Source organism: Nonomuraea sp. NPDC004354 (assembly GCF_053602555.1).
Window position 1 is genome coordinate 26,069 of sequence record NZ_JBSGDV010000001.1, and the last position, 18,872, is coordinate 44,940.

At 73.3% G+C, this 18,872-nt stretch carries 17 protein-coding genes; 13 read left to right on the forward strand and 4 right to left on the reverse strand.

The features are described from left to right. The gene (locus ACWENQ_RS00095; RefSeq protein ID WP_449928877.1) at nt 1–438 is read right to left on the reverse strand and encodes a VOC family protein; all 438 of its coding nucleotides are present in this window, start codon (nt 436–438) and stop codon (nt 1–3) included. A gap of 89 nt (nt 439–527) precedes the next feature. On the opposite strand from ACWENQ_RS00095, the gene ACWENQ_RS00100 reads away from it, so the two are divergent. Then, nucleotides 528–1,133 (forward strand): response regulator transcription factor, encoded by a 606-nt coding sequence (locus tag ACWENQ_RS00100; protein WP_449928875.1) that lies wholly within the window; start codon nt 528–530, stop codon nt 1,131–1,133. Here the strand turns inward: ACWENQ_RS00100 and ACWENQ_RS00105 are convergent. Then, nucleotides 1,059–2,930 carry a histidine kinase gene (locus ACWENQ_RS00105; RefSeq protein WP_452412408.1) on the reverse strand — a complete coding sequence of 624 codons (1,872 nt, stop codon included), beginning with the start codon at nt 2,928–2,930 and terminating at the stop codon, nt 1,059–1,061. The two genes, ACWENQ_RS00100 and ACWENQ_RS00105, sit on opposite strands and share 75 nt — an antisense overlap. Before the next feature lie 13 nt (nt 2,931–2,943). After that, nucleotides 2,944–4,611, reverse strand: a complete 1,668-nt coding sequence (locus ACWENQ_RS00110) for a lysylphosphatidylglycerol synthase domain-containing protein (protein ID WP_452412409.1) — start codon at nt 4,609–4,611, stop codon at nt 2,944–2,946. An 86-nt stretch (nt 4,612–4,697) separates the two neighbouring features. On the opposite strand from ACWENQ_RS00110, the gene ACWENQ_RS00115 reads away from it, so the two are divergent. Genes ACWENQ_RS00115 through ACWENQ_RS00140 form a run of 6 tightly spaced genes read left to right on the forward strand, consistent with a single transcriptional unit; the run spans nt 4,698 to nt 11,401 of the window. Next, nucleotides 4,698–5,570 carry an NAD-dependent epimerase/dehydratase family protein gene (locus ACWENQ_RS00115; protein ID WP_449928869.1) on the forward strand — a complete coding sequence of 291 codons (873 nt, stop codon included), beginning with the start codon at nt 4,698–4,700 and terminating at the stop codon, nt 5,568–5,570. Next, nucleotides 5,567–7,054 (forward strand): hypothetical protein, encoded by a 1,488-nt coding sequence (locus ACWENQ_RS00120; protein WP_452412411.1) that lies wholly within the window; start codon nt 5,567–5,569, stop codon nt 7,052–7,054. The genes ACWENQ_RS00115 and ACWENQ_RS00120 overlap by 4 nt, the downstream gene beginning before the upstream one ends. Continuing rightward, nucleotides 7,041–8,048, forward strand: a complete 1,008-nt coding sequence (locus ACWENQ_RS00125) for an iron ABC transporter substrate-binding protein (protein WP_452412412.1) — start codon at nt 7,041–7,043, stop codon at nt 8,046–8,048. The genes ACWENQ_RS00120 and ACWENQ_RS00125 overlap by 14 nt, the downstream gene beginning before the upstream one ends. Beyond that, nucleotides 8,049–9,545 (forward strand): ABC transporter permease, encoded by a 1,497-nt coding sequence (locus ACWENQ_RS00130; RefSeq protein WP_452412413.1) that lies wholly within the window; start codon nt 8,049–8,051, stop codon nt 9,543–9,545. After that, nucleotides 9,542–10,618: an ABC transporter ATP-binding protein gene (locus ACWENQ_RS00135; protein WP_452412415.1), complete on the forward strand. Its 1,077-nt coding sequence runs from the start codon at nt 9,542–9,544 to the stop codon at nt 10,616–10,618. The genes ACWENQ_RS00130 and ACWENQ_RS00135 overlap by 4 nt, the downstream gene beginning before the upstream one ends. 9 nt (nt 10,619–10,627) lie before the next feature. Beyond that, nucleotides 10,628–11,401, forward strand: a complete 774-nt coding sequence (locus tag ACWENQ_RS00140; RefSeq protein WP_449928859.1) for an enoyl-CoA hydratase/isomerase family protein — start codon at nt 10,628–10,630, stop codon at nt 11,399–11,401. A gap of 100 nt (nt 11,402–11,501) precedes the next feature. On the opposite strand, the gene ACWENQ_RS00145 is transcribed toward ACWENQ_RS00140, so the two are convergent. Beyond that, nucleotides 11,502–11,633: a hypothetical protein gene (locus tag ACWENQ_RS00145; RefSeq protein ID WP_452412417.1), complete on the reverse strand. Its 132-nt coding sequence runs from the start codon at nt 11,631–11,633 to the stop codon at nt 11,502–11,504. A 127-nt stretch (nt 11,634–11,760) separates the two neighbouring features. Here ACWENQ_RS00145 and ACWENQ_RS00150 point away from each other — a divergent pair, with 127 nt between their 5' ends. The 6 genes from ACWENQ_RS00150 to ACWENQ_RS00175 all read left to right on the forward strand — a co-directional run bounded on the left by ACWENQ_RS00150 (nt 11,761) and on the right by ACWENQ_RS00175 (nt 18,872). Then, nucleotides 11,761–12,099, forward strand: coding sequence for a hypothetical protein (locus ACWENQ_RS00150; RefSeq protein WP_449928855.1), 339 nt, complete (start codon nt 11,761–11,763; stop codon nt 12,097–12,099). Further along, nucleotides 12,090–13,295, forward strand: a complete 1,206-nt coding sequence (locus ACWENQ_RS00155; RefSeq protein ID WP_449928853.1) for a DUF6395 domain-containing protein — start codon at nt 12,090–12,092, stop codon at nt 13,293–13,295. The genes ACWENQ_RS00150 and ACWENQ_RS00155 overlap by 10 nt, the downstream gene beginning before the upstream one ends. An 82-nt stretch (nt 13,296–13,377) precedes the next feature. Further along, nucleotides 13,378–14,220, forward strand: coding sequence for a M55 family metallopeptidase (locus ACWENQ_RS00160; protein WP_449928851.1), 843 nt, complete (start codon nt 13,378–13,380; stop codon nt 14,218–14,220). Then, entirely contained in the window at nt 14,213–15,766 is a 1,554-nt protein-coding gene (locus tag ACWENQ_RS00165; RefSeq protein WP_449928849.1) for a flavin monoamine oxidase family protein, read from the forward strand. Before ACWENQ_RS00160 ends, ACWENQ_RS00165 begins: the two co-directional genes overlap by 8 nt. Before the next feature lie 17 nt (nt 15,767–15,783). After that, nucleotides 15,784–16,299, forward strand: coding sequence for a YbaK/EbsC family protein (locus ACWENQ_RS00170; protein ID WP_449928847.1), 516 nt, complete (start codon nt 15,784–15,786; stop codon nt 16,297–16,299). Nucleotides 16,300–16,421: 122 nt separating this feature from the next. Further along, nucleotides 16,422–18,872 (forward strand): protein kinase domain-containing protein, encoded by a 2,451-nt coding sequence (locus ACWENQ_RS00175; RefSeq protein WP_452412418.1) that lies wholly within the window; start codon nt 16,422–16,424, stop codon nt 18,870–18,872.

An 18,872-nucleotide genomic window follows, 5' to 3' on the forward strand; every position in this document is an offset into this window, starting at 1 on the left:
TCAGCCGTTGGCGGCGTCCTCGAGTGCCTTGACGTCGATCTTCGACATCTTCAGCATGGCCTGCATGGCCCGCTCCGCCCTGGCCGGGTCGGGGTCGCTGAGCAGCTTGGGCAGCGCCTTGGGGATGATCTGCCAGGAGAGCCCGTACTTGTCCTTGAGCCACCCGCACTGGCTCTCCTCGCCGCCGTCGGCGATGAGCCTCGCCCACAGCTCGTCGACCTCGTCCTGCGACTCGCAGTCGACGTAGAGCGAGATCGCCTCGGTGAACCGGAACTGCGGGCCGCCGTTGAGCGCGAGGAAGCGCTGGCCCTCGAGCTCGAACGTCACCATCATCGGAGTGACCTCGACGATCCTGGAGTTGCCGAAGATGGAGACGTAGTGGTTGGCCGCCTCCTCCGCCTGGTTGTCGAACCAGAGGTAGGTGGTGATCTTCTGCATGATGTGCTCCTTTCCGTTGTCGTTATAGTCGCCAAGACCGACAGAACCGTTGTAGTGCCACGCTCACCGGTTTCGTGTGAAGGATTCACATGATCAGAGTCTTGATCGCGGAGGATGTGCGCATCCTGCGCGAGACGCTGGCCGCCGTCCTCGCGCTGGAGGACGACCTGGCCGTCGTGGCGGCCGTGGAGCGGGGCGACCAGGTCGTGCCCGCCGTGCTGGAGTCGCGGCCCGACGTGGCCGTGCTCGACATCGGGCTGCCCGAGCTCGACGGCCTGAGCGCGGCGGCCCTGCTCCGCGACCAGGCGCCCGCCTGCCGCACGGTGGTGCTCACCGGGTTCGCCAGGCCCGGCTACCTGCGCAGGGCGATGGCCTCGGGGGTCAGCGGGTTCGTGCTCAAGCACTCGCCGCCCGCCGACCTGGTCGACGCCATCAGGAAGGTGGTCAAGGGCGAGCAGGTGGTCGACCCCAAGCTCGCCGTCGCCGCCCTGCGCAAGGCCGACAACCCGTTGGCCGCCCGCGAGGTCGACGTGCTGCGGCTGGCCGCGACCGGCGCGCAGGCCGACGAGATCGCCGTACGGCTCTCGCTCAGCAGGGGCACGGTGCGCAACTACCTGTCGTCAGCGGTCATGAAGCTCAACGCCAGGAACAGGGTCGACGCCATCCGCATCGCCGCCGACGAGGGCTGGCTGTAGCGGCAGCTCCGCCACCAGCTCGAACCGGCCGGCCGCCCGACCGGCCCGCAGCCGCCCGCCCAGCGCGGCCACCCGCTCCTCGAGGTTGCCGATCCCGGCGCCGCCGTCCCGATCGGGTACGGCCGGCGCCACCCCGTCGTTGGCCAGGCGCAGCCGTACCAGCGGCGCCTCGAGTGTGATCTCCAGCGTGCAGTGGCGCGCCGCGCTGTGCCTGAGCACGTTGGTGACGCCCTCCCGCAGCACGGTCGCCAGCGTCGCGTCCACCTCCGTGGGCAGCCGCACGGGTGTGAAGGACCAGCTCACCTCGACGCCCGCCGCCTCCAGGACGGCCCGCGCGGACTCGGCCTCGGCCGCCAGCGAGATCTGGGCGCGCCCCGCGGCCACGGAGTCGAGGTCGGCCAGCACCTGGCGGGCCGCGTCGAGACCGTCGGACAGCTGCCGCCCGGCCGCGGCGGGATCGCGCTCCAGCAGCCGGAAGGCCAGCTCCGCCTTGAGCACCACCACGGACAGGCCGTAGCCGAGCAGGTCGTGCAGGTCCCTGGCGAACCGCAGCCGCTCGCGCGCCACCTCGACCCTGGCCAGCTCGGCGCGGGCGGCCCGCAACCGGACGGTCAGCCTGGCCATCCGCCAGAGCGCGTAGACGACGACCGCCCGCTCGGTCAGGTAGACGACGCCGTAGGCCACGTCGAGGCCGTTGCCGGCCAGGCCCGAGACCGTCAGGTGGAAGACGACGTCGCCGACCACCACCGCGCCCGCCCCGATCCACCGCAGCGGGCCGCGCAGCAGCACGACGACGGCGCCCGGCAGGAACGTCGTGACGTACCAGAGCTTGGCGCCCAGCACCAGCGTCGGCGCGTAGGCCAGCACCAGCATGGCCGCCAGCACCCACCGCCGGTGGCGCCCGTCCGACAGGCAGGTCCGCAGGTACAGGGCCACGAAAGCGGCCAGCGCGGCGACGAACACCGCCAGCTGGAGCCCCGTCGGCCTGATCTGGAGGAGGTGGCGCACCTCATGAGGCACGATCATGAGCAGCAGGGTGACGACCACGAGCACGCGCACCACTCCGGCGGTCAGGTCGCCGGCCACCGCCCTGGCGGGCGCGCCGACGCGGTGCGCGTGGGAGACGGACCTGACCTCGGTGAGCGCCGTTCGCGCCGTCGCGAGGCTGGACTCCAGCTCGGCGCGCGTCAGGCCGGGCCGGCGCAGGGCGGCGACGACGCGTTCGAGGCTCCCGCCGACCCGCGCGTTGAGCTCCTCGGCGAAGGTCAGCCGCTCGCGGGCGACCTCGGCGGCGGCCAGCTCCGCCCGGGTCGCGCCCAGGTCGACGATCAGGTCGTAGAGGCGGACCACGCCGTACAGCGCGACGCCGACGAAGGCGGCCTGCCCGACCACGAGGTAGAGCGCCTCGCTCACCGTGTCGCGCACGGTCGTCGCCGACCAGTACTGGGCGGCCAGCACCAGCGAGAACGCCGTCCAGCGCGCCCACGGCCTTCTGACCAGCAGCAGGACGGCGGCCGCGAGGAAGCCGGTGTTGCCGTACCAGGTGCCGGCGAACCACACCAGCCCGGCCGCCGTCAGCACCGCCTGGACGGCCAGCGTCACCGGCCACCGGCGCGGCCTGCTCCCGTCGGTCCGCCGCACGCAGTTGCGCAGGTGCAGCGCCAGCAGGACGGCCAGCATCGCGAACGCGACGGCCTTCCGCGCGGGCGGGTCGGGGGAGTAGACGACGCCGATGACACCGCCGAAGGAGAAGCCCGCGCTGACCACCACGGCGACCAGCTGCGCCAGCCGTAACATCGCGCCTCCACTGTCACGTGTTCAGCTCACGATGCACCGCGGGGATCACCTTGCGAAGGTATTTGCCGAGTTTCACGAAAGATTCACCGCTTTGCCGGAAGGCGTAGCGGATGGGCACCTCGCGATAGACGAAGCCCTTGGCCAGCAGGTCGAGCGTGAGCACCTGGGCGTAGTTGTAGTCGTGGATCACCTCGGCGGCCGCGACGGCGGCCGGGGAGAAGGCGCGATAGCCGCTCTGGCCGTCGGTCAGGTCGCGCCGCCTGGTCAGCCAGCGCATCCACACGGTCAGCACCCTGTTGCCGAACCTGCGGTGCGGCAGCATCCGCTCGATGGTGCCGGCGAAGCGGGAGCCGACCACGTAGTCGGCCGCGCCGCTGAGGACGGGGGCGGCCAGCGACTCCAGGTCCTCGGGGAAGTACTCCAGGTCGGCGTCCAGGTAGACGGCCGCGGCAGGGCGCAGCCGCGCCGCCTCCGCCAGGCCGCGCCGTACCGCCGCGCCGAGACCCAGGTTGCGCGGCTGCGGCAGGACGATGGCGCCCGCCTCACGCGCGCGGGCGGCCGAGGCGTCGGTGGAGCCGTCGTCGATCACGAGGGTGACCAGGCTCCTGCCGGCGACGGCCGAGGGCAGCCTCCTGATCACCTCGCCGATCGTGGCCTCCTCGTCGAAGACGGGGATGAAGGCGACGACGGGCGCGTCGTCCGGCACGGGACACGGTGCCGGACGGGACGGCAGCCGGCGCGGGAGCCGGAGCCGGCCGAAGTAGCCGGGAGCGGGAACGCCCAGGGCGACGCCGCCCACGACGAGGGAGTAGGCGGTCTTCACCGCGTGCGTGAGCAGCGCGACGGCGAAGGCGGTCCCGCCGGGCACGGCCAGCGCCACCATGGCGGCGGTGGCCGCGGCCTCGTAGGAGCCGAACCCGCCGGGGGTGACCGCCACGGTCTGGGCGGCGATGGTGACGGCGGTGACGGCGACCGCGTCCGCGGCGGACAGGTCCGCACCCGCCAGCCTGGCGACCTCGTAGACGACGGCGGCCTCCAGCACCCAGGCGAGCGCCGCGCATCCGCACACCGCGATCGCCCGCAGCCACTCCGCCCGGCCGCGGACGCCCCCAGGCCCGCCGGTGCCAGGCGCCCCGGACGGTGCCGCCCGCGTCGCGGCGGCCCTGCGGTGGCGGGCGGCGAGCGCGAAGCCGGCGACCGTGGCGAGCGCCAGGACCGCGGCGACGGGCCACACCCACCACCCGGCGGCCGACGACACCAGCGCGGGCGCGGCGGCGACGGCCAGCAGGACGACGGCCAGCAGGTCCGCCGAGCGCGCCCCGACCGCGGAGGCGACCACCTGGGTGGGCGCCAGCGAGGTCCTGCGCAGCACGGAGGTCACCCGCAGCGCCTCGCCGAGCCGGAACGGCAGCACGTGGTTGCCCAGCAGCGACACGTGGATCGCCGCCCACGACTGCCCGAGCGGCAGCCCCGGCAGCACCAGGGTCCACGCCCACGAGCGCAGCACGAACGCCGCGCCGTACAGGAGGATCGCGGCGGCCAGGCCGAGCGGGTCGGCGAGCAGGGCGCGCGCGGCCCGGGCCAGCGCGGGACCCGAGACCACGTCCGCGAGGTACCAGACGGCCACGCAGAGCGCGACGACGCCGACGGCGCGGCGCAGGGCCTTGGGCATGACGTGCATCGGGATCCTTGGAGGTCAGGCGAAGTGAGGTTAGGCTACCTTTACCCTGCAAGGAGAAACGAGAGGCGGGGTAGCAGGTGACGTGCGTGGTGACCGGTTCCGCCGGATTCATCGGAAAGGCGCTGACCGAGACGCTGCTCGCGGCGGGCCACAAGGTGATCGGGATCGACAGGATCCCGCAGCCGTCCCGTCCCGGGCTGACCGTCCTGACGGCCGACCTGCTGGACGACGACGAGCTGGTCCGCGCCGCCCTGGAAGACGCCGATGCCGTCTACCACCTCGCCGGCCGCCCGGGGGTCCGCGACCACCGCCCCGGCGTCGAATGGCACCGCCACCGCGACAACGTGCTCGCCGCCGCCAGGGTGCTGGCCGTCGTGCCGCGCCGCGTGCCCGTGGTCGTCGCCTCCTCCAGCTCCGTGTACGGCGGAGCCCGCCACGGGCGGCCCAGCGCCGAGACCGACACACTGCGGCCGCTCGGCGGCTACGCGCGCAGCAAGGCCAGGCTCGAAGCGCTGTGCGCCGGGCGGCCGACCACGATCGTCCGGCCGTTCACGGTCGCGGGGGAGGGGCAGCGGCCCGACATGGCGCTGTCGATCTGGCTCGCGGCGGCCGTGGCCGGGCGCCCGCTACGGGTGCTCGGGTCACCGGAGCGCACCCGCGACGTCACCGACGTCCGGCAGGCCGCGCGTGCCCTCGTCGACCTGACCGGGATGCCCGGCGTGGTCAACCTCGGGACGGGGCGCGGGCACACGCTGCGCGCGATGGCGGCGGCCGTCGCGACGGTGACGGGAACGGACGTCGCGCTCGTCGTCGAGCCCGCGTCCGGAGCCGAGCCCCACGACTCGCTCGCCGACACGCGCCGGCTGCGGTCGCTGATCGGATGGACGCCCGAGACGGACCTGCTCGACGTGGTCCGGCGCCAGCACGCGACATCAGGGGAGCTGGTGGGCGCGGTATGAAGCCGCCGGTCCACCGCTCGCCCGACGGTCCCCGTCCGACCGCGACGGTCCCCGAAGGGACGCCCCCGCACCCCGGCGCGTCCGGCGGGGGCCGGATCGCCCTGCGGTGGGCGATCGCCGGGGTCGCGCTCCTCGCGGCCACGGCGGCGCTGCTCGGCATCGGGGTGCGGGCCAGCTTCGGCGCGCACGTCGCCGTCGACGAGCCGCAGTACCTGCTCACCGCCCTGTCGATCTACGAGGACTTCGACCTCGACATCAGCGACGAGCTCGCCGCGCGCAGGTGGGTGCCCTGGGGCGGCGAGGTGCTGCCCGTGCAGACCGAGGTGCTCGAGGACGGCAGGCAGATCAGCCCGCACGACCCGCTCCTGCCGGTGCTGCTGGCCGTACCGATGGGGCTCGGCGGGTGGGTGGCGGCCAAGGTGACGCTCGCCCTGATGGCGGGCGCGCTGGCGGCGCTCACCCTGTGGACGGCGGTGCGCCGGTTCGGCGTGCCGTACCGGCCGGCGACGGCGGGGGTGGCACTGGCCTTCGCGAGCGCGCCCTTCGCGGTGTACGGCCAGCAGGTCTATCCGGAGCTGCCCGCGGCCCTGGCGACGGTCGCCGCCGTCGCGATCCTGACCGCCTGGCCCGCCCGGCCGGTGTCCGGCTCCGCGGCGGACCCGCGCCGGCCCCGGCCGTCGGCCCTGTGGGCGTTCGGCCTGGTCGTCACCGCCCTGCCGTGGCTGTCGGTGAAGTACGCCCCCGTGGCCGCCGTCATCGCCCTGCTCGGCCTGTGGCGCGCCAGGTCGAGGGCGCTGGCGGCCGGGTTCGCCCTGATGGGCGCCGCCTACCTGGTGATCCACCGGCTGGTCTGGGGCGGCTGGACCGTCTACGCCAGCGGCGACCACTTCCAGCAGTCGGGCGAGTTCGGCGTGATGGGGTTCGACCCCGACTACGCCGGCCGCGCCTTCCGCCTGCTCGGCCTGCTCGTCGACAGGGGTTACGGCCTGGCCGCCTGGCAGCCCGCCTGGCTGCTGCTCGTGCCCGCCGTCGTCTGCGCGCTGCGCGCCCCCCGGCGGCCGGTCCTGCTGCTCCCGCTGGCCGCCGCCTGGCTGACGGCGACGTTCGTGGCGCTGACCATGCACGGCTACTGGTGGCCGGGCCGGCAGCTCGTCGTCGCGCTCCCGCTCGCGCTGATCCTCGTCCTCGCCTACGTGGCCACAGCCTCCAGGCCGGTGAAGGCGCTGGCCGCGCTGCTCGGCGCGGCGGGCGTGGTCACCTACGGCCTGCTGGTGGCCGACGGCCTCGCCGGCCGCATCGCCTGGGTCTCCGGGTTCGAGGACGTCAGCTCCCCGATCTACCGGGCCGCCCGCCTCGTCCTGCCCGACTACCGGCAGGGCTGGGCGCTCTTCTGGCCCTACCACGTCGCGTGGCTGGTCCTCGTGCTCGCTCTGGCTCTCGCTCCGATCATCATGCTGAGAAGGAAAACTCATGTCACTCCGTAGGCTGGTCGCCACCCTGCTCGTCCCCCTGGCGATGCTCACCGCTTGCGGCGGTGAGAAGGGCTTCGACGACGACGCGCTGGTCGTCTACTCCGGTCGCAACGAGAATCTGGTCGGCCCGCTGCTGGAGAAGCTCGAGAAGGCCACCGGGCTCGACGTCCAGGTGCGCTACGGCGACAGCGCCGAGCTGGCCGCCCAGATCATGGAGGAGGGCGACCGCACCCGCGCCGACCTGTTCTTCTCCCAGGACGCCGGGGCGCTCGGCGCGCTGTCCAAGCACGGCCTGCTCGGCACGCTGCCGCAGGACCTGCTCGGCAAGGTCGACCCGAAGTACCGCTCGGCCGACGGCACGTGGGTGGGCGTGTCGGGACGGTCCCGGGTGATCGTCTACGACCCGCGCACGGTGCCCGCGCCGCCCAAGAGCGTGTTCGAGCTGACCGACCCCAAGTGGAAGGGCGCGATCGGCTGGGCGCCCACGAACGCCTCCTTCCAGGCCTTCGTCACCGCCATGCGGGTGCTCGACGGCGAGGACAAGACCAGGCAGTGGCTGCAGGCCATGAAGGCCAACGGCACGCAGAGCTACCCGAACAACGTCGAGATCCTCAACGCGGTCGACGCGGGCACGCTGCGGCTCGGCCTCATCAACCACTACTACTGGTACGAGAAGGTCGCCGAGCGCGGGCAGAGCGGCGTGCCCTCCCGCCTGGCCTACCTGCCCGGCGGCGACCCCGGCGCGCTGATCAACGTGGCCGGCGTGGGCGTCCTGAAGAACGCCCAGCACGCCGACGCCGCGCGGAAGGCCGCCGCCTACCTGCTCGACACCGACGCCCAGCGCTACTTCGCCGCGAAGACCAAGGAGTACCCGCTGATCGCGGGCGTGGAGGCGGAGCCGGGGCTGCCCAAGCTCGCCACCCTCAACGGGCCCGCGGTCGACCTCGGCAAGCTCGACTCGTTGGAGCAGACGCTCAAGCTGCTCCAGGACGTAGGCCTGGTCTAGGTGGCCCGTCACATCCCCGCAGCCCTGCTGGTCCCGGCGGCCGTCACCGCGGGCCTGTCCCTCGCGCCCGTGGCCTACCTCGTCGTGCGGGCCGTGGAGGGCGGGCTGCCCGCCTTCGCCGCCACGCTGTTCCGCTCGCGTACGGCCGAGCTGGCCGTGCGCAGCATCGGGCTGGCGGCGGTCGTCACCGCGTTGTGCGTGGTGCTGGGACTGTCGCTGGCCTGGCTCGTCGTGCGGACGGACCTGCCGGGGCGCAAGGTGTTCGGCGTGCTGGCGGCCCTGCCGCTGGCGGTGCCGTCGTACGTCGCGGCGTACACGTGGATCTCCCTCTTCCCGGAGATCTCGGGGTTCTGGGGGTCGGTGCTGGTGCTGACGCTCTGCTGCTATCCCTACGTCTACCTGCCCGCCACAGCCACGCTGAGCCGGATGGACCCGGCGATGGAGGAGGTGGCGCTGTCCCTCGGCAGGGGCCGCGCCCCCGTCGTCGTGCGCCAGCTGCGCCCCGCCGCGGCCGCGGGCGGGCTGCTCGTGGCGATGTACGTGCTCGCCGAGTTCGGCGCCGTCTCGATCATGCGCTTCGACGTCTTCACCACGCAGATCTACACCGCCTACCGCGCCTCCTTCAACCGCACGCCCGCCGCCGTGCTGGGCCTGCTGCTGGTGCTCATCACGCTGCTGATCGTGCTGGGCGAGGCGCGCTCGCGGGGCAAGGCGGCCTACGCGCTGCGCGGCGCCCCCGCCAGGCGGCGCACCACGGTGCGGATGACCCCCGTCGCCAGGGTCGCCGCGACGGGCTGGGCGGCGGCGGTGGCCGCGCTGGCCGTCGGGTTCCCGTTGGCGAGCATCGGCTACTGGCTCCTGGACGGCTCGTCGCGCGGCATCGACGCCGCCGACCTCGGCGAGTCGGTGGCCGCCACGCTCGGCGTCTCGGCGGCAGGGGCGCTGCTGACGGGGGCGCTGGCCGTGCCCGTGGGGATCATCGCGGCCAGGCACCGCACGTGGGCGGCCAGGTTCGTGGAACAGTCGTCCTACGTCGGGCACGCGCTGCCCGGCATCGTGATTGCGCTGTCGCTGGTGTTCTTCGCCGTCCGCTACGCCTATCCCCTCTACCAGCAGTGGCCGCTGCTCGTGCTGGCCTACGCGGTGCTGTTCATGCCGGCGGCCGTCGGTGCCGTACGGGCCTCGGTCGTGCAGTCGCCACCCGTGCTGGAGGAGGTCGCCCGCTCGCTCGGCCGCGGCCCGCTCGGCGCGGTCAGGTCGGTCACGCTGCCGCTGGCACTGCCCGGCGTGGCGGCGGGCACGGCGCTGGTCTTCCTGACCGCGATGAAAGAACTGCCCGCCACCCTGCTGCTGCGGCCCACCGGCATGGACACGCTGGCCACCCAGCTGTGGACACAGACCGGCTCAGGTTCGTACGGCGCCGCGGCCCCCTACGCCGCGCTGCTGATGCTGCTGGCGGCGGTGCCGGGATTCCTGCTCGGGAGGCGTGAGGCATGAGCGGACTGACCGTTTCGGGGATCGTGAAGGCGTTCGACGGCGCGCCGGTGCTCAGGGGTGCCTCGCTGTCGGTGCGGGAGGGCAGCTTCGCCGCCGTGCTCGGCCCGTCCGGATGCGGGAAGACGACCCTGCTGCGGATCGTCGCGGGCTTCGAACGCGCCGACGCGGGATCGGTCTCCCTGGGCGGGCGCGAGGTGACCGCGCTGCCGCCGGAGAAGCGGCGGGTGGGGATCGTGCCGCAGGAGGCGGCGCTGTTCCCGCACCTGTCCGTCGCGCGCAACGTCGGGTTCGGGCTCCCGCGCGGGGGCTCCAGGGCGGAGTGGTCGTCACGGGTCGAGGAGTGCCTCGAACTGGTGGGCCTGGCGGGGTACGGCTCCCGCATGCCGCACGAGCTGAGCGGCGGCCAGCAGCAGCGCGTCGCCCTGGCCCGTGCGCTCGCGCCGCGACCGGGGGTGGTCCTGCTCGACGAACCCTTCAACGCGCTGGACAGGTCGCTGCGCGGGGTCGTGCGCGACGAGGTCAGGTCGGCGGTGAAACGCGCGGGGGCGACGTGCGTCCTGGTCACGCACGACCAGGAGGAGGCGCTGTCCATGGCGGACGTGGTCGCGGTCATGCGCGACGGCCTCATCGTGCAGTCGGACACGCCCGCCGAGGTGTACGCGTCGCCCGTCGATCTCGGGGTGGCGACGTTCGTGGGCGAGGCGGTCGTGCTGGACGCGATCTCGTCGGGCGGGGTCGCCTCGTGCGCGCTGGGCCGGTTGCGGCAGCGGTCGAACGGGGTGGCGGGGGCGGGCTTCGTCGCCCTCCGCCCGGAACAGGTCACCCTGACGGCCGGTTCCGCCCTTCCGGCCGACGGGGCAGGAAACGGGCAGGCCGGCACCCCGGCGTCCGCGGCGCCGAGGGGGCGGGTGGCGCGGGTGGAGTTCTTCGGGCACGACGCCGCCGTCACCGTCACCATGGACGACGGCGTGGTGATCCGCGCCAGGACCAGAGGCGTCGCCGTCCACCAGGTGGGCGACATGGTCGAGGTCGGCGTCGACGGACCCGTGCTCTTCTTCCCCGCCGCCGGATAAGGTCGCCCCATGGGTGAGTTTGTACGCGTCGAGGTGTCCGGCCAGATCGCCACGATCAGGCTCGATCGTCCGAAGATGAACGCCCTCAACGGGCAGGTCCAGCGCGAGATCGCCGAGTGCGCCCGCGCCGTGGACTCAGACCAGGGCGTCCAGGCGGTGGTCCTGTACGGCGGGGAGCGGGTGTTCGCCGCCGGGGCCGACATCAAGGAGATGGCCGACATGTCCTACGCGGACATGGCGGCCCACTCCAAGACCCTCCAGGACTGCTTCACCGCCGTCACCCGCATCGGCAAGCCGGTCATCGCCGCGATCACCGGCTACGCGCTGGGCGGCGGCTGCGAGCTCGCCCTGTGCGCCGACTTCCGCGTGGCGGGCGAGGGCGCCAAGCTCGGCCAGCCCGAGATCCAGCTCGGCATCATCCCCGGCGCGGGCGGCACCCAGCGCCTTCCCCGCCTGATCGGCCCGGCCCGCGCCAAGGATCTGATCTTCAGCGGACGCCACGTCACCGCCGCCGAGGCCCTGTCCATCGGCCTGGTCGACAGGGTCGTCCCCGACGCCGAGGTCTACGAGGCCGCGCTGGCGTGGGCGGCCACGTTCGTCGGCGGGCCCGCGGTCGCCCTGCGGGCCGCCAAGCAGGCCGTGGACGCGGGGCTGGAGGTCGACCTGGACACCGGGCTCGAGGTGGAGCGGCTGCAGTTCTCCGGCCTGTTCGCCACGGAGGACGCGAAGACCGGCATGCGCGCCTTCGCCGAGAAGGCCAAGCCCACGTTCACCGGCCGCTGACCCTTCCATCCCGGGGGCTCGCCTTCGCGCCGAGCCCCCGGGCCCCGGCGACGCCGGCGGCCTTCCCCGCGACCCCCGGGAGCGGCGTGCCGGGGGTTGGTCACTCCTTGATGACGGCGTCGCGCGGGCCGTCGTACACCGGGTTGCGGTCGTAGCGCCGGTCGGTGACGAGCAGGCGGACCGCGTTCTTGCCGTTCTCCTGCGCCTCCCACACGATCCAGTCGTCACCCACGGGGGTGTCCTGCACGCGCAGGATTCCGACGAACGTCTGGCCGGGCTTGAAGAGCTTGATTTCTGGTCAATCTCCAGAATCCCGACAGGCCCGGGTGGCAGAGGGTTTGCCGCTATCGTGGCGTTTCATGATGCGCGTCCTTGTCCCCGCGCGGCTGAGGAAGGCCGTGCGCTCGTGGTTCGACTCCCGCTACATCTCGGTCGCCGACCACCGCCAGGACATCAAGGACGCGTTGTGGGAGGTCCAGACCCTCCGCAGGGAGGTGACGAGCCTCCAGGAGGAGGTGCGGCGCCTCAGGGCGGCCCCCGGGCCCGCCGGGCCGCGCCCCGACCCCAAGGTCGCGGAGAAGGCGGACGAGGCGCACCGGCTGGCGCTCGAGACCGCGCAGGCGCTCGACAAGGTGCTCCAGAACGAGGTGCTCGTCTGGCAGGCGATCGACGAGCTGAAGGAGCGCTCGTGCGCGTGAGCTGGAGCGGGGGAGAGCTGACGTTCCGGCTCGACCCCGAGGACGAGATCACCGGCAGCGCCGCCGACGGCCACCCGGTGAAGCTGGCCACCAACTCGTGCGAGATCAGGGGCGTGCCGGGCGACGCGCACGACGACCTGTGGGCGGTGGCCGCGTGGACCGTCGTCGCGCCGTGGACGCGCAGGCGGATCACCTTCGACCGGCCGATATCGCCGGAGCTGGCGCGCGTGCTGCACGACGGGTGGGGCGTCGAGGCCGGGCCCGTCGGCGGGACGCCGCGCGCGGCGGGCAGGACGCTGGCCATCTCCTACAGCGGCGGCGCCGACTCGGTCGCCGCCGCGACGATCTTCCCCGACGCCCCGTTCGTGCACTTCAGGCGGGTGCCGCACCAGCGGGTGCCGAACCGCTGGCCGCACTACCGGTCGGACGTGCTGGCCAGGCTCGCCGCGCAGACGGGCCGCGAGGTCACCACGGTCGAGTCCGACCTGGAGTTCACGCTGGCCGAGCCGCGGCCCGGCTACCCGGAGCACCACGCGGTCGCGGCGGGCGCGCTACTGCTCGCGGACGAGATGGACCTGGGCGGGCTCGCGTTCGGTTACGAGCTCGGCTCGCGGTGGCTGGGCGGCGACCGCTACCTGCTGCGCTTCACCCCCGACAACCCCATGTGGGCGCCGCACGGCGCGTGGGGGCGGCTGTTCGCGGCGGCGGGGGTGCCCATCGTGCTGCCCGTGGGCGGCGTCAGCGAGGCGGTCACGATGCGCATCGCGCTGGACTCGCCGCTGAAGGCGCAGGTCAGGTGGTGCCTGAGGGGCACCGGCGGGCCCTGCCGTACGTGCGGGAAGTGCCTGTACAAGGAGCTGATCCAGGCCGCGGTCGAGCGCCGCCCGATGGACACGCCGATCACCGCGAACCGTCCCGTGGCGCGCAAGTGGCAGGAGCCGCCGCCGTACGGCGGGCAGGAGATGATCGAGTACGGCTGCGCGCGCGTCCCCGGGATCGAGACGACGCCGTTCGCGAAGGCGGCCCACCACCTGCGGGCGACGGAGGAGTCGACGGCGTGGCTCGACCACTGCTACCGGCCGGCGGTCGAGGAGATCCCGCGGGCGTGGCGGGACCAGGTGGCGGACTTCATGGCGACGCGGGTCGGGTTCATGGACGCGGCGCAGGAGCGGCGGGTGGAGACGTGGGGCGCGTGACCGTCGGAGGAGCCGCACGGCTCCCTCATGAGAGGCACGCGGGCGGGCCCGGACCGGGCCGCGGGCGAGTGGAGGCGATGAGGTGAAGGTCTACCTGTCGGTCGACATGGAGGGCGTGACCGGGCTGACCGACCCGGAGGAGATGCACGCGGGCAAGCGCGGCTACGAACGCGGCTGCGAGCTCATGACCGCCGACGCCAACGCCGCCATCGAGGGCGCCTTCGCCGCGGGCGCCACCAGCGTGCTGGTCAACGACGCCCACGGCTCCACCAAGAACCTCCGGATCGACCTGCTCGACCCCCGCGCCACCCTCATCCGCGGCCCCGGCAAGTCGCAGCGCATGGCGCAGGGGCTCGACGCCTCGTTCGACGCCGCCATGTTCGTCGGCTACCACGCCCGCGCCGGGGTGCAGCACGGCGTGCTCAACCACACCTGGATGGGCAAGGAGATCCAGAACGTCTTCCTCAACGGCGAGCCGTGCGGCGAGACCCGGCTGGTCGCCGCCTGCGCGGGCTTCCACGGCGTGCCCGTCGTGCTGGTCGCGGGCGACGAGGCGGTCGGCGAGGAGGCCAGGGGCGTGCTCGGCGACGTGGAGACGGTCGCGGTGAAGAAGGGGATCGACAAGTTCTCCGCCGAACTGCTGCCGCCGAGCCTGGCCCAGGCGCGCATCCGTGAGGGCGCGGCCCGGGCGCTTGCCCGGTTGAGCGACTTCACGCCCTACGCGGCGGCCAGGCCGTACACGCTGGGTGTGGAGTGGAACTCCACGGCGATCGCGGCGGCCTGCGCGCTGGTTCCCGGGGTGAAGCAGGCGGGGCCGCGGGAGATCGAGTTCGTGACCGGCGACTTCACCGAGATCATGGCGTTGATGGGCCTGTTCGCGACGATCGGCGGGCAGGTGGCCTGCGGCAGCGGTCCGTATGGCTGACCGGGCGACGCTCACCAGGCGGGGCCTGCTGGTCGGGATCGGCGCGGCGGGCGGCGCGGGGGCGATGTACGCCGCCATGGGCGCGCTCGGGATGGCCCCCTCGGCGCAGGACAAGGCCTTCACCCCGCCCCGGCAGGGGGATTTCACGCTCAAGGGCAAGGGCGCCGGGTCCGTGGTCGTCCTCGGCGCGGGCGTCGCGGGCCTGACCGCCGCCTACGAGCTGGGCAAGGCGGGCTACGACTGCACCGTGCTGGAGGCGAGCGACCGGACGGGAGGCCGCAACCTCACCCTGCGCGGCGGCGACCGGCTCACTGAGCTGAACGGCCCCGCCCAGGACGTCCGCTTCGGCGAGGGCGTCTACTTCAACGCGGGGCCCGGCAGGATCGCGCCGTGGATGGTCACGATGGACTACTGCCGCGAGCTGGGCATCCCCGTCGAGACGTTCGTCAACACCAACGCCGCCGCCTACGTGCACACCAACGGGCGGACGGTCCGCAACAGGACCGCCCGCGCCGACATGTACGGCTACATCGCGGAACTGCTGGCCAAGGCCACCCACCAGGGCACGCTCGACCGCAGGCTCACCGAGGACGACCAGGAGCGCCTGCTGGAGTTCCTGCGCAGGTTCGGCGACCTGGGGCCCAAGCTGTCCTACGAGGGTTCGGAGCGCCGCGGCTTCACCCGGTACCCGGGCATGGACGGCGGGACGGCGATCGCCGGGCCCGTGTCCGTCCACGACGTCCTGGCGGCGGGTGTCGGCCGGGCGATCACCAACGACTTCGGCTACGACCAGGCGACGCCGATGTTCCAGCCGGTCGGCGGCATGGACGCGATCGTCGTCAAGCTGGTGGCGGCCGTCGGCCGCGACCGCATCAGGACCGGCGCGAGAGTCACCGCGATCACGAACCAGGACCACGGCGTCACCGTCACCTGGGACGGCGGCGAGCTCACCGCCGACTTCTGCGTGGCCACCCTCCCACCGCACGTGCTGGCCAAGATTTCCCACAACCTTGGGGCAAACGTTACGAGTGCCCTCAAGACCCCCGTTCCGGTCGCCGCCGGCAAGATCGGACTGGAGTACGGCAGGCGCTGGTGGGAGCTGGAGGACCGCATCTACGGCGGCGTCACCGAGACCGACCTCGACATCACCCACATCTGGTATCCGTCGCACGACTACCACGCCCAGCGCGGACTGCTCGTCGGCTACTACAACGCCGACGAGGCCGCGCACCTGTACGGCGCGCTGACCCCCGAGGACCGCAGGCGCCGCGCGCTCACCCAGGGCAAGAAGATCCACGGCGAGAAGTACCGGGCGGACCTGCTGTCGAGCGTCTCCATCGCCTGGGAGCGCCAGCCGCACCTGCAGGGCGGGTGGGTTCGCTGGCCATCCTTTGATTCGTCCTTCACTCTCCTGCAACGTCCGTCTGGAAGGGTTTACTTTGCGGGTGACTGGCTCACTCATCTGGTGGCCTGGCAGGCAGGCGCCATGGAGTCGGCCAGGAGCGCCGTGACCCAGCTCCATCAGCGGGCCGCCGCGTCCGCGTGAGGCGTAGGGTCCTGGTCATGACATTGCACTGGGTTTCCGCGCTCGATCGGCTCGATCTGCTCGCCGAACCGGTGGCGCTGGCCGTACGTCACATGGAGGAGGAGGTGCGCGTGGCCGAGATCGACCCTGACCTGGCCGACACGGCGGCCTTCTGCGAAACCTACGGTGTGGCGATGGACGCGTCGGCCAACTGCGTGGTGGTGGCCGCCAGGCGCGGCGGCGAGGTGCGCTACGCCGCCTGCATGGTGCTGGCCACGACACGAGCCGACGTCAACGGTGTGGTGCGCAAACACCTCGACGCGCGCAAGGCCAGCTTCGCGCCGATGGACGACGCCGTCTCGCTGACCGGCATGGAGTACGGCGGCATCACCCCGCTCGGTCTGCCCGACGACTGGCCGATCCTGGTCGACGCCCGGGTGGCCGCGCATCCCGACGTGGTCATCGGCAGCGGGGTGCGGCACTCGAAGCTCGCCCTGCCGGGGGCGGCGCTGGCGGGGTTGAAGACCGCGGAGGTCCTGGATCTGGCGAATTGAGACTGAGGCGATACCGATGATTGGGAAACCCATGGGGGCGTGTCAGACGTTACACCTGCGTGGGAATGTGACCTCGAGGTTCATCTCTGGGGCGGGGTTTGAGCCGATATGGTGCTTCTGCCATGAACGATGACCGACTAGGCCCTTACCGGCTGCTCAGGCGGCTCGGCGAAGGCGGAATGGGCGTTGTCCACCTCGCTGTCGACCCGCAGGGGCGGCAGGTGGCGGTCAAGGTCCTGCGCGCGGAGGTCGCCGGCGACGACGTCGCCAGGCGGCGGCTCTCGCGCGAGGTCGACACGATGCGGCGGGTGCGCAGCAAGTACATCGCCGAGGTGCTCGACGCCGACGTGACAGGTCACCGGCCCTACATCGTGACCCGCTACGTGCCCGGACGTCCCCTCGACGAGGTCGTCAAGCAGGACGGACCGCTGGAGCTGCCGGCACTGGTCAAGGTCGCGCACGGGGTGGCCTCCGCGCTGGCCGCCGTCCACTCCGTCGGCGTGATCCACCGTGACCTCAAGCCGGGCAACGTGCTGATCCTCGACGGCGACCCCGTTCTCATCGACTTCGGCATCGCCCAGGCGGTCGACGCGACCAGGCTGACGCAGACCGGCATGTTCATCGGCACGCCCGGTTACCTCGCGCCCGAGATCATCGAGGGCCAGGAGGCGGGCCCCGAGGTCGACATCCACGCGTGGGCCGGCACCGTGCTGTTCGGCGCCACCGGCCAGCCGCCCTTCGGCAAGGGCACGCTGGAGATGATCTTCTACAACATCACGGCGGGCAAGGCCGAGGTGTCGGCGGCGCCGCGCGAGCTGCAGCCGATGCTCAAGGCGGCCTTCCAGCGCAACCCCGCCAAGCGGCCCAAGGCCGCGGAGCTGGCGGAGCAGACCGCGCGGCTGCTGTCAGGGCTGTCGGGGCCGGCCAGGACGCCCGACGAGCTCTCCACCATGCCGGAGCCGGGCAGGCAGGGCTCCCGGCAGGTCACCGACCCGGCCGACGTGCCGACCCCCGCGATCCCGCCCGCGCGCCCGCCGCTCGGGACCTCTTCCGGGCCGCACGGCGCGCCCGCCCCCGGCAGCCAGGAGTTCGTCTCGCTGCTGGGCAACCAGGGCGGCGCGCCGCCCGCCGCCGGCCAGGGCCGGCAGGCCCCGCCGGGCGTCCAGGGCCGGCCGCCGGGCGCGCAGGGCCCCGCCGCGGGCGGCCGGCAGCACGGCGGCGGCGACCACGCCCCGCAGGTGCACCCGCAGGGCGGCAGGCAGCAGGGCCCGCAGCCGACGCAGCCGCCCGGTCTGCCCGGACAGGGCCAGGTCCCGGGGCAGGGTGCGCAGGGTCAGGTCGCTCAGGGACAGGGTCAGGGGCCCGGTTCGCCCGGGCAGGGCCAGGTCCCGGGGCAGGGTGCTCAGGGTCAGGGTGCTCAGGGTCAGGGGCCGCAGGGCGAGCCGACCACGACGGGCGGCGACCCGTGGCCGACGCGGCGCGTGAGCCCCGAGGAGCTGCGCCAGATGCGTGAGGAGGCCGCGTCGCACCCGTGGGACGCGCCGACCCGCGCGGCCACCGACCCGCCCGCCAGCCGTCCCTGGCCGGTGTCCGGCCAGTCCGACCATCACGCTTCGCCTCCCGGCCACGGAACGGCCCAGCCGTCCGCCGGCCAGGGTGGTGGCCACCCCGCGGGCGGCTTCCAGCAGGGAGCGGGGACGTTCCCGCCGGCCGGCGGCCAGGGCGCGCAGGGTGGCCGATCCGGCTACCAGGGCGTGCCCCCGCAGGCTCCGCCGTACCCGCACCGGGACGGCGACATCCCCACCCGCAGGGTCCGCACCGACTCGCCGGACTTCCCCTCCCCGTACGGCCAGCCGTACCAGGGGACGCCGCAGCAGGGCCACCAGCAGGGCCACCAGGCGCCGCAGGATCCGGAGACGTGGCGCGAGCCGCGCATCCCCGGCTCGCGTCCAGGAGCGGCGTTGCAGCGCTCCAAGGCGTACGGCGTCGCCGGCGCCATGCTGCTGGTCATCATGATCGTGCTGGCGGTCCTGGCTCCCGTGGTGATGACCGCGGTGGTGCTGCCGTGCGTCGTGCTGCTGCGCGCGGCCGACCTGGCCCAGCCGCAGCTCAACGCCAGACGGCCGACCGGCGCCGCGGCGGCCGACGTGATCAGGGTGTTCGGCCAGCCCGCCGCGCTGCTGAAGTCGATCGGCATCACGATCGCGCTCGTGCCGTACGCGCTCATCCTCGGCCTGCCCGTGACGCTGCTGCTGACCGTGCTGACCTGGATGCCGTTGCCCAACGCGCTGGCCTGGGGCGCGGCGATCGCGCTGTGGACCGTGTGCGCGGGTCCCGGGGTCGAGTCTCCCGGACGGCAGATGCGCAGGACGCTCGCGTCCCTGGTTCCGTCGCGTACGGTGGCCATGGGGGTCGCGGGCGTGCTCGCGGTCGGAGCCGCGCTCTCGCTGGTCCTGGCGCTCGGCACGGTGCCGAACTCAGGCAGGCAGGCGGTGTGGTCGCCGGTCGGCGTGAGTCCGGTCACGGACAGGCTTCAGGACCTCAGGGGGAAGGCGGAGCAAGGAGGGGGATGA

Coding starts and splice junctions, on each gene's coding strand:
- ACWENQ_RS00095 (WP_449928877.1), bottom strand. CDS start 438: ATGCAGAAGATCACCACCTACCTCTGGTTCGACAACCAGGCGGAGGAG.
- ACWENQ_RS00100 (WP_449928875.1), top strand. CDS start 528: ATGATCAGAGTCTTGATCGCGGAGGATGTGCGCATCCTGCGCGAGACG.
- ACWENQ_RS00105 (WP_452412408.1), bottom strand. CDS start 2,930: ATGTTACGGCTGGCGCAGCTGGTCGCCGTGGTGGTCAGCGCGGGCTTC.
- ACWENQ_RS00110 (WP_452412409.1), bottom strand. CDS start 4,611: ATGCACGTCATGCCCAAGGCCCTGCGCCGCGCCGTCGGCGTCGTCGCG.
- ACWENQ_RS00120 (WP_452412411.1), top strand. CDS start 5,567: ATGAAGCCGCCGGTCCACCGCTCGCCCGACGGTCCCCGTCCGACCGCG.
- ACWENQ_RS00125 (WP_452412412.1), top strand. CDS start 7,041: ATGTCACTCCGTAGGCTGGTCGCCACCCTGCTCGTCCCCCTGGCGATG.
- ACWENQ_RS00135 (WP_452412415.1), top strand. CDS start 9,542: ATGAGCGGACTGACCGTTTCGGGGATCGTGAAGGCGTTCGACGGCGCG.
- ACWENQ_RS00140 (WP_449928859.1), top strand. CDS start 10,628: ATGGGTGAGTTTGTACGCGTCGAGGTGTCCGGCCAGATCGCCACGATC.
- ACWENQ_RS00150 (WP_449928855.1), top strand. CDS start 11,761: ATGATGCGCGTCCTTGTCCCCGCGCGGCTGAGGAAGGCCGTGCGCTCG.
- ACWENQ_RS00165 (WP_449928849.1), top strand. CDS start 14,213: ATGGCTGACCGGGCGACGCTCACCAGGCGGGGCCTGCTGGTCGGGATC.
- ACWENQ_RS00170 (WP_449928847.1), top strand. CDS start 15,784: ATGACATTGCACTGGGTTTCCGCGCTCGATCGGCTCGATCTGCTCGCC.
- ACWENQ_RS00175 (WP_452412418.1), top strand. CDS start 16,422: ATGAACGATGACCGACTAGGCCCTTACCGGCTGCTCAGGCGGCTCGGC.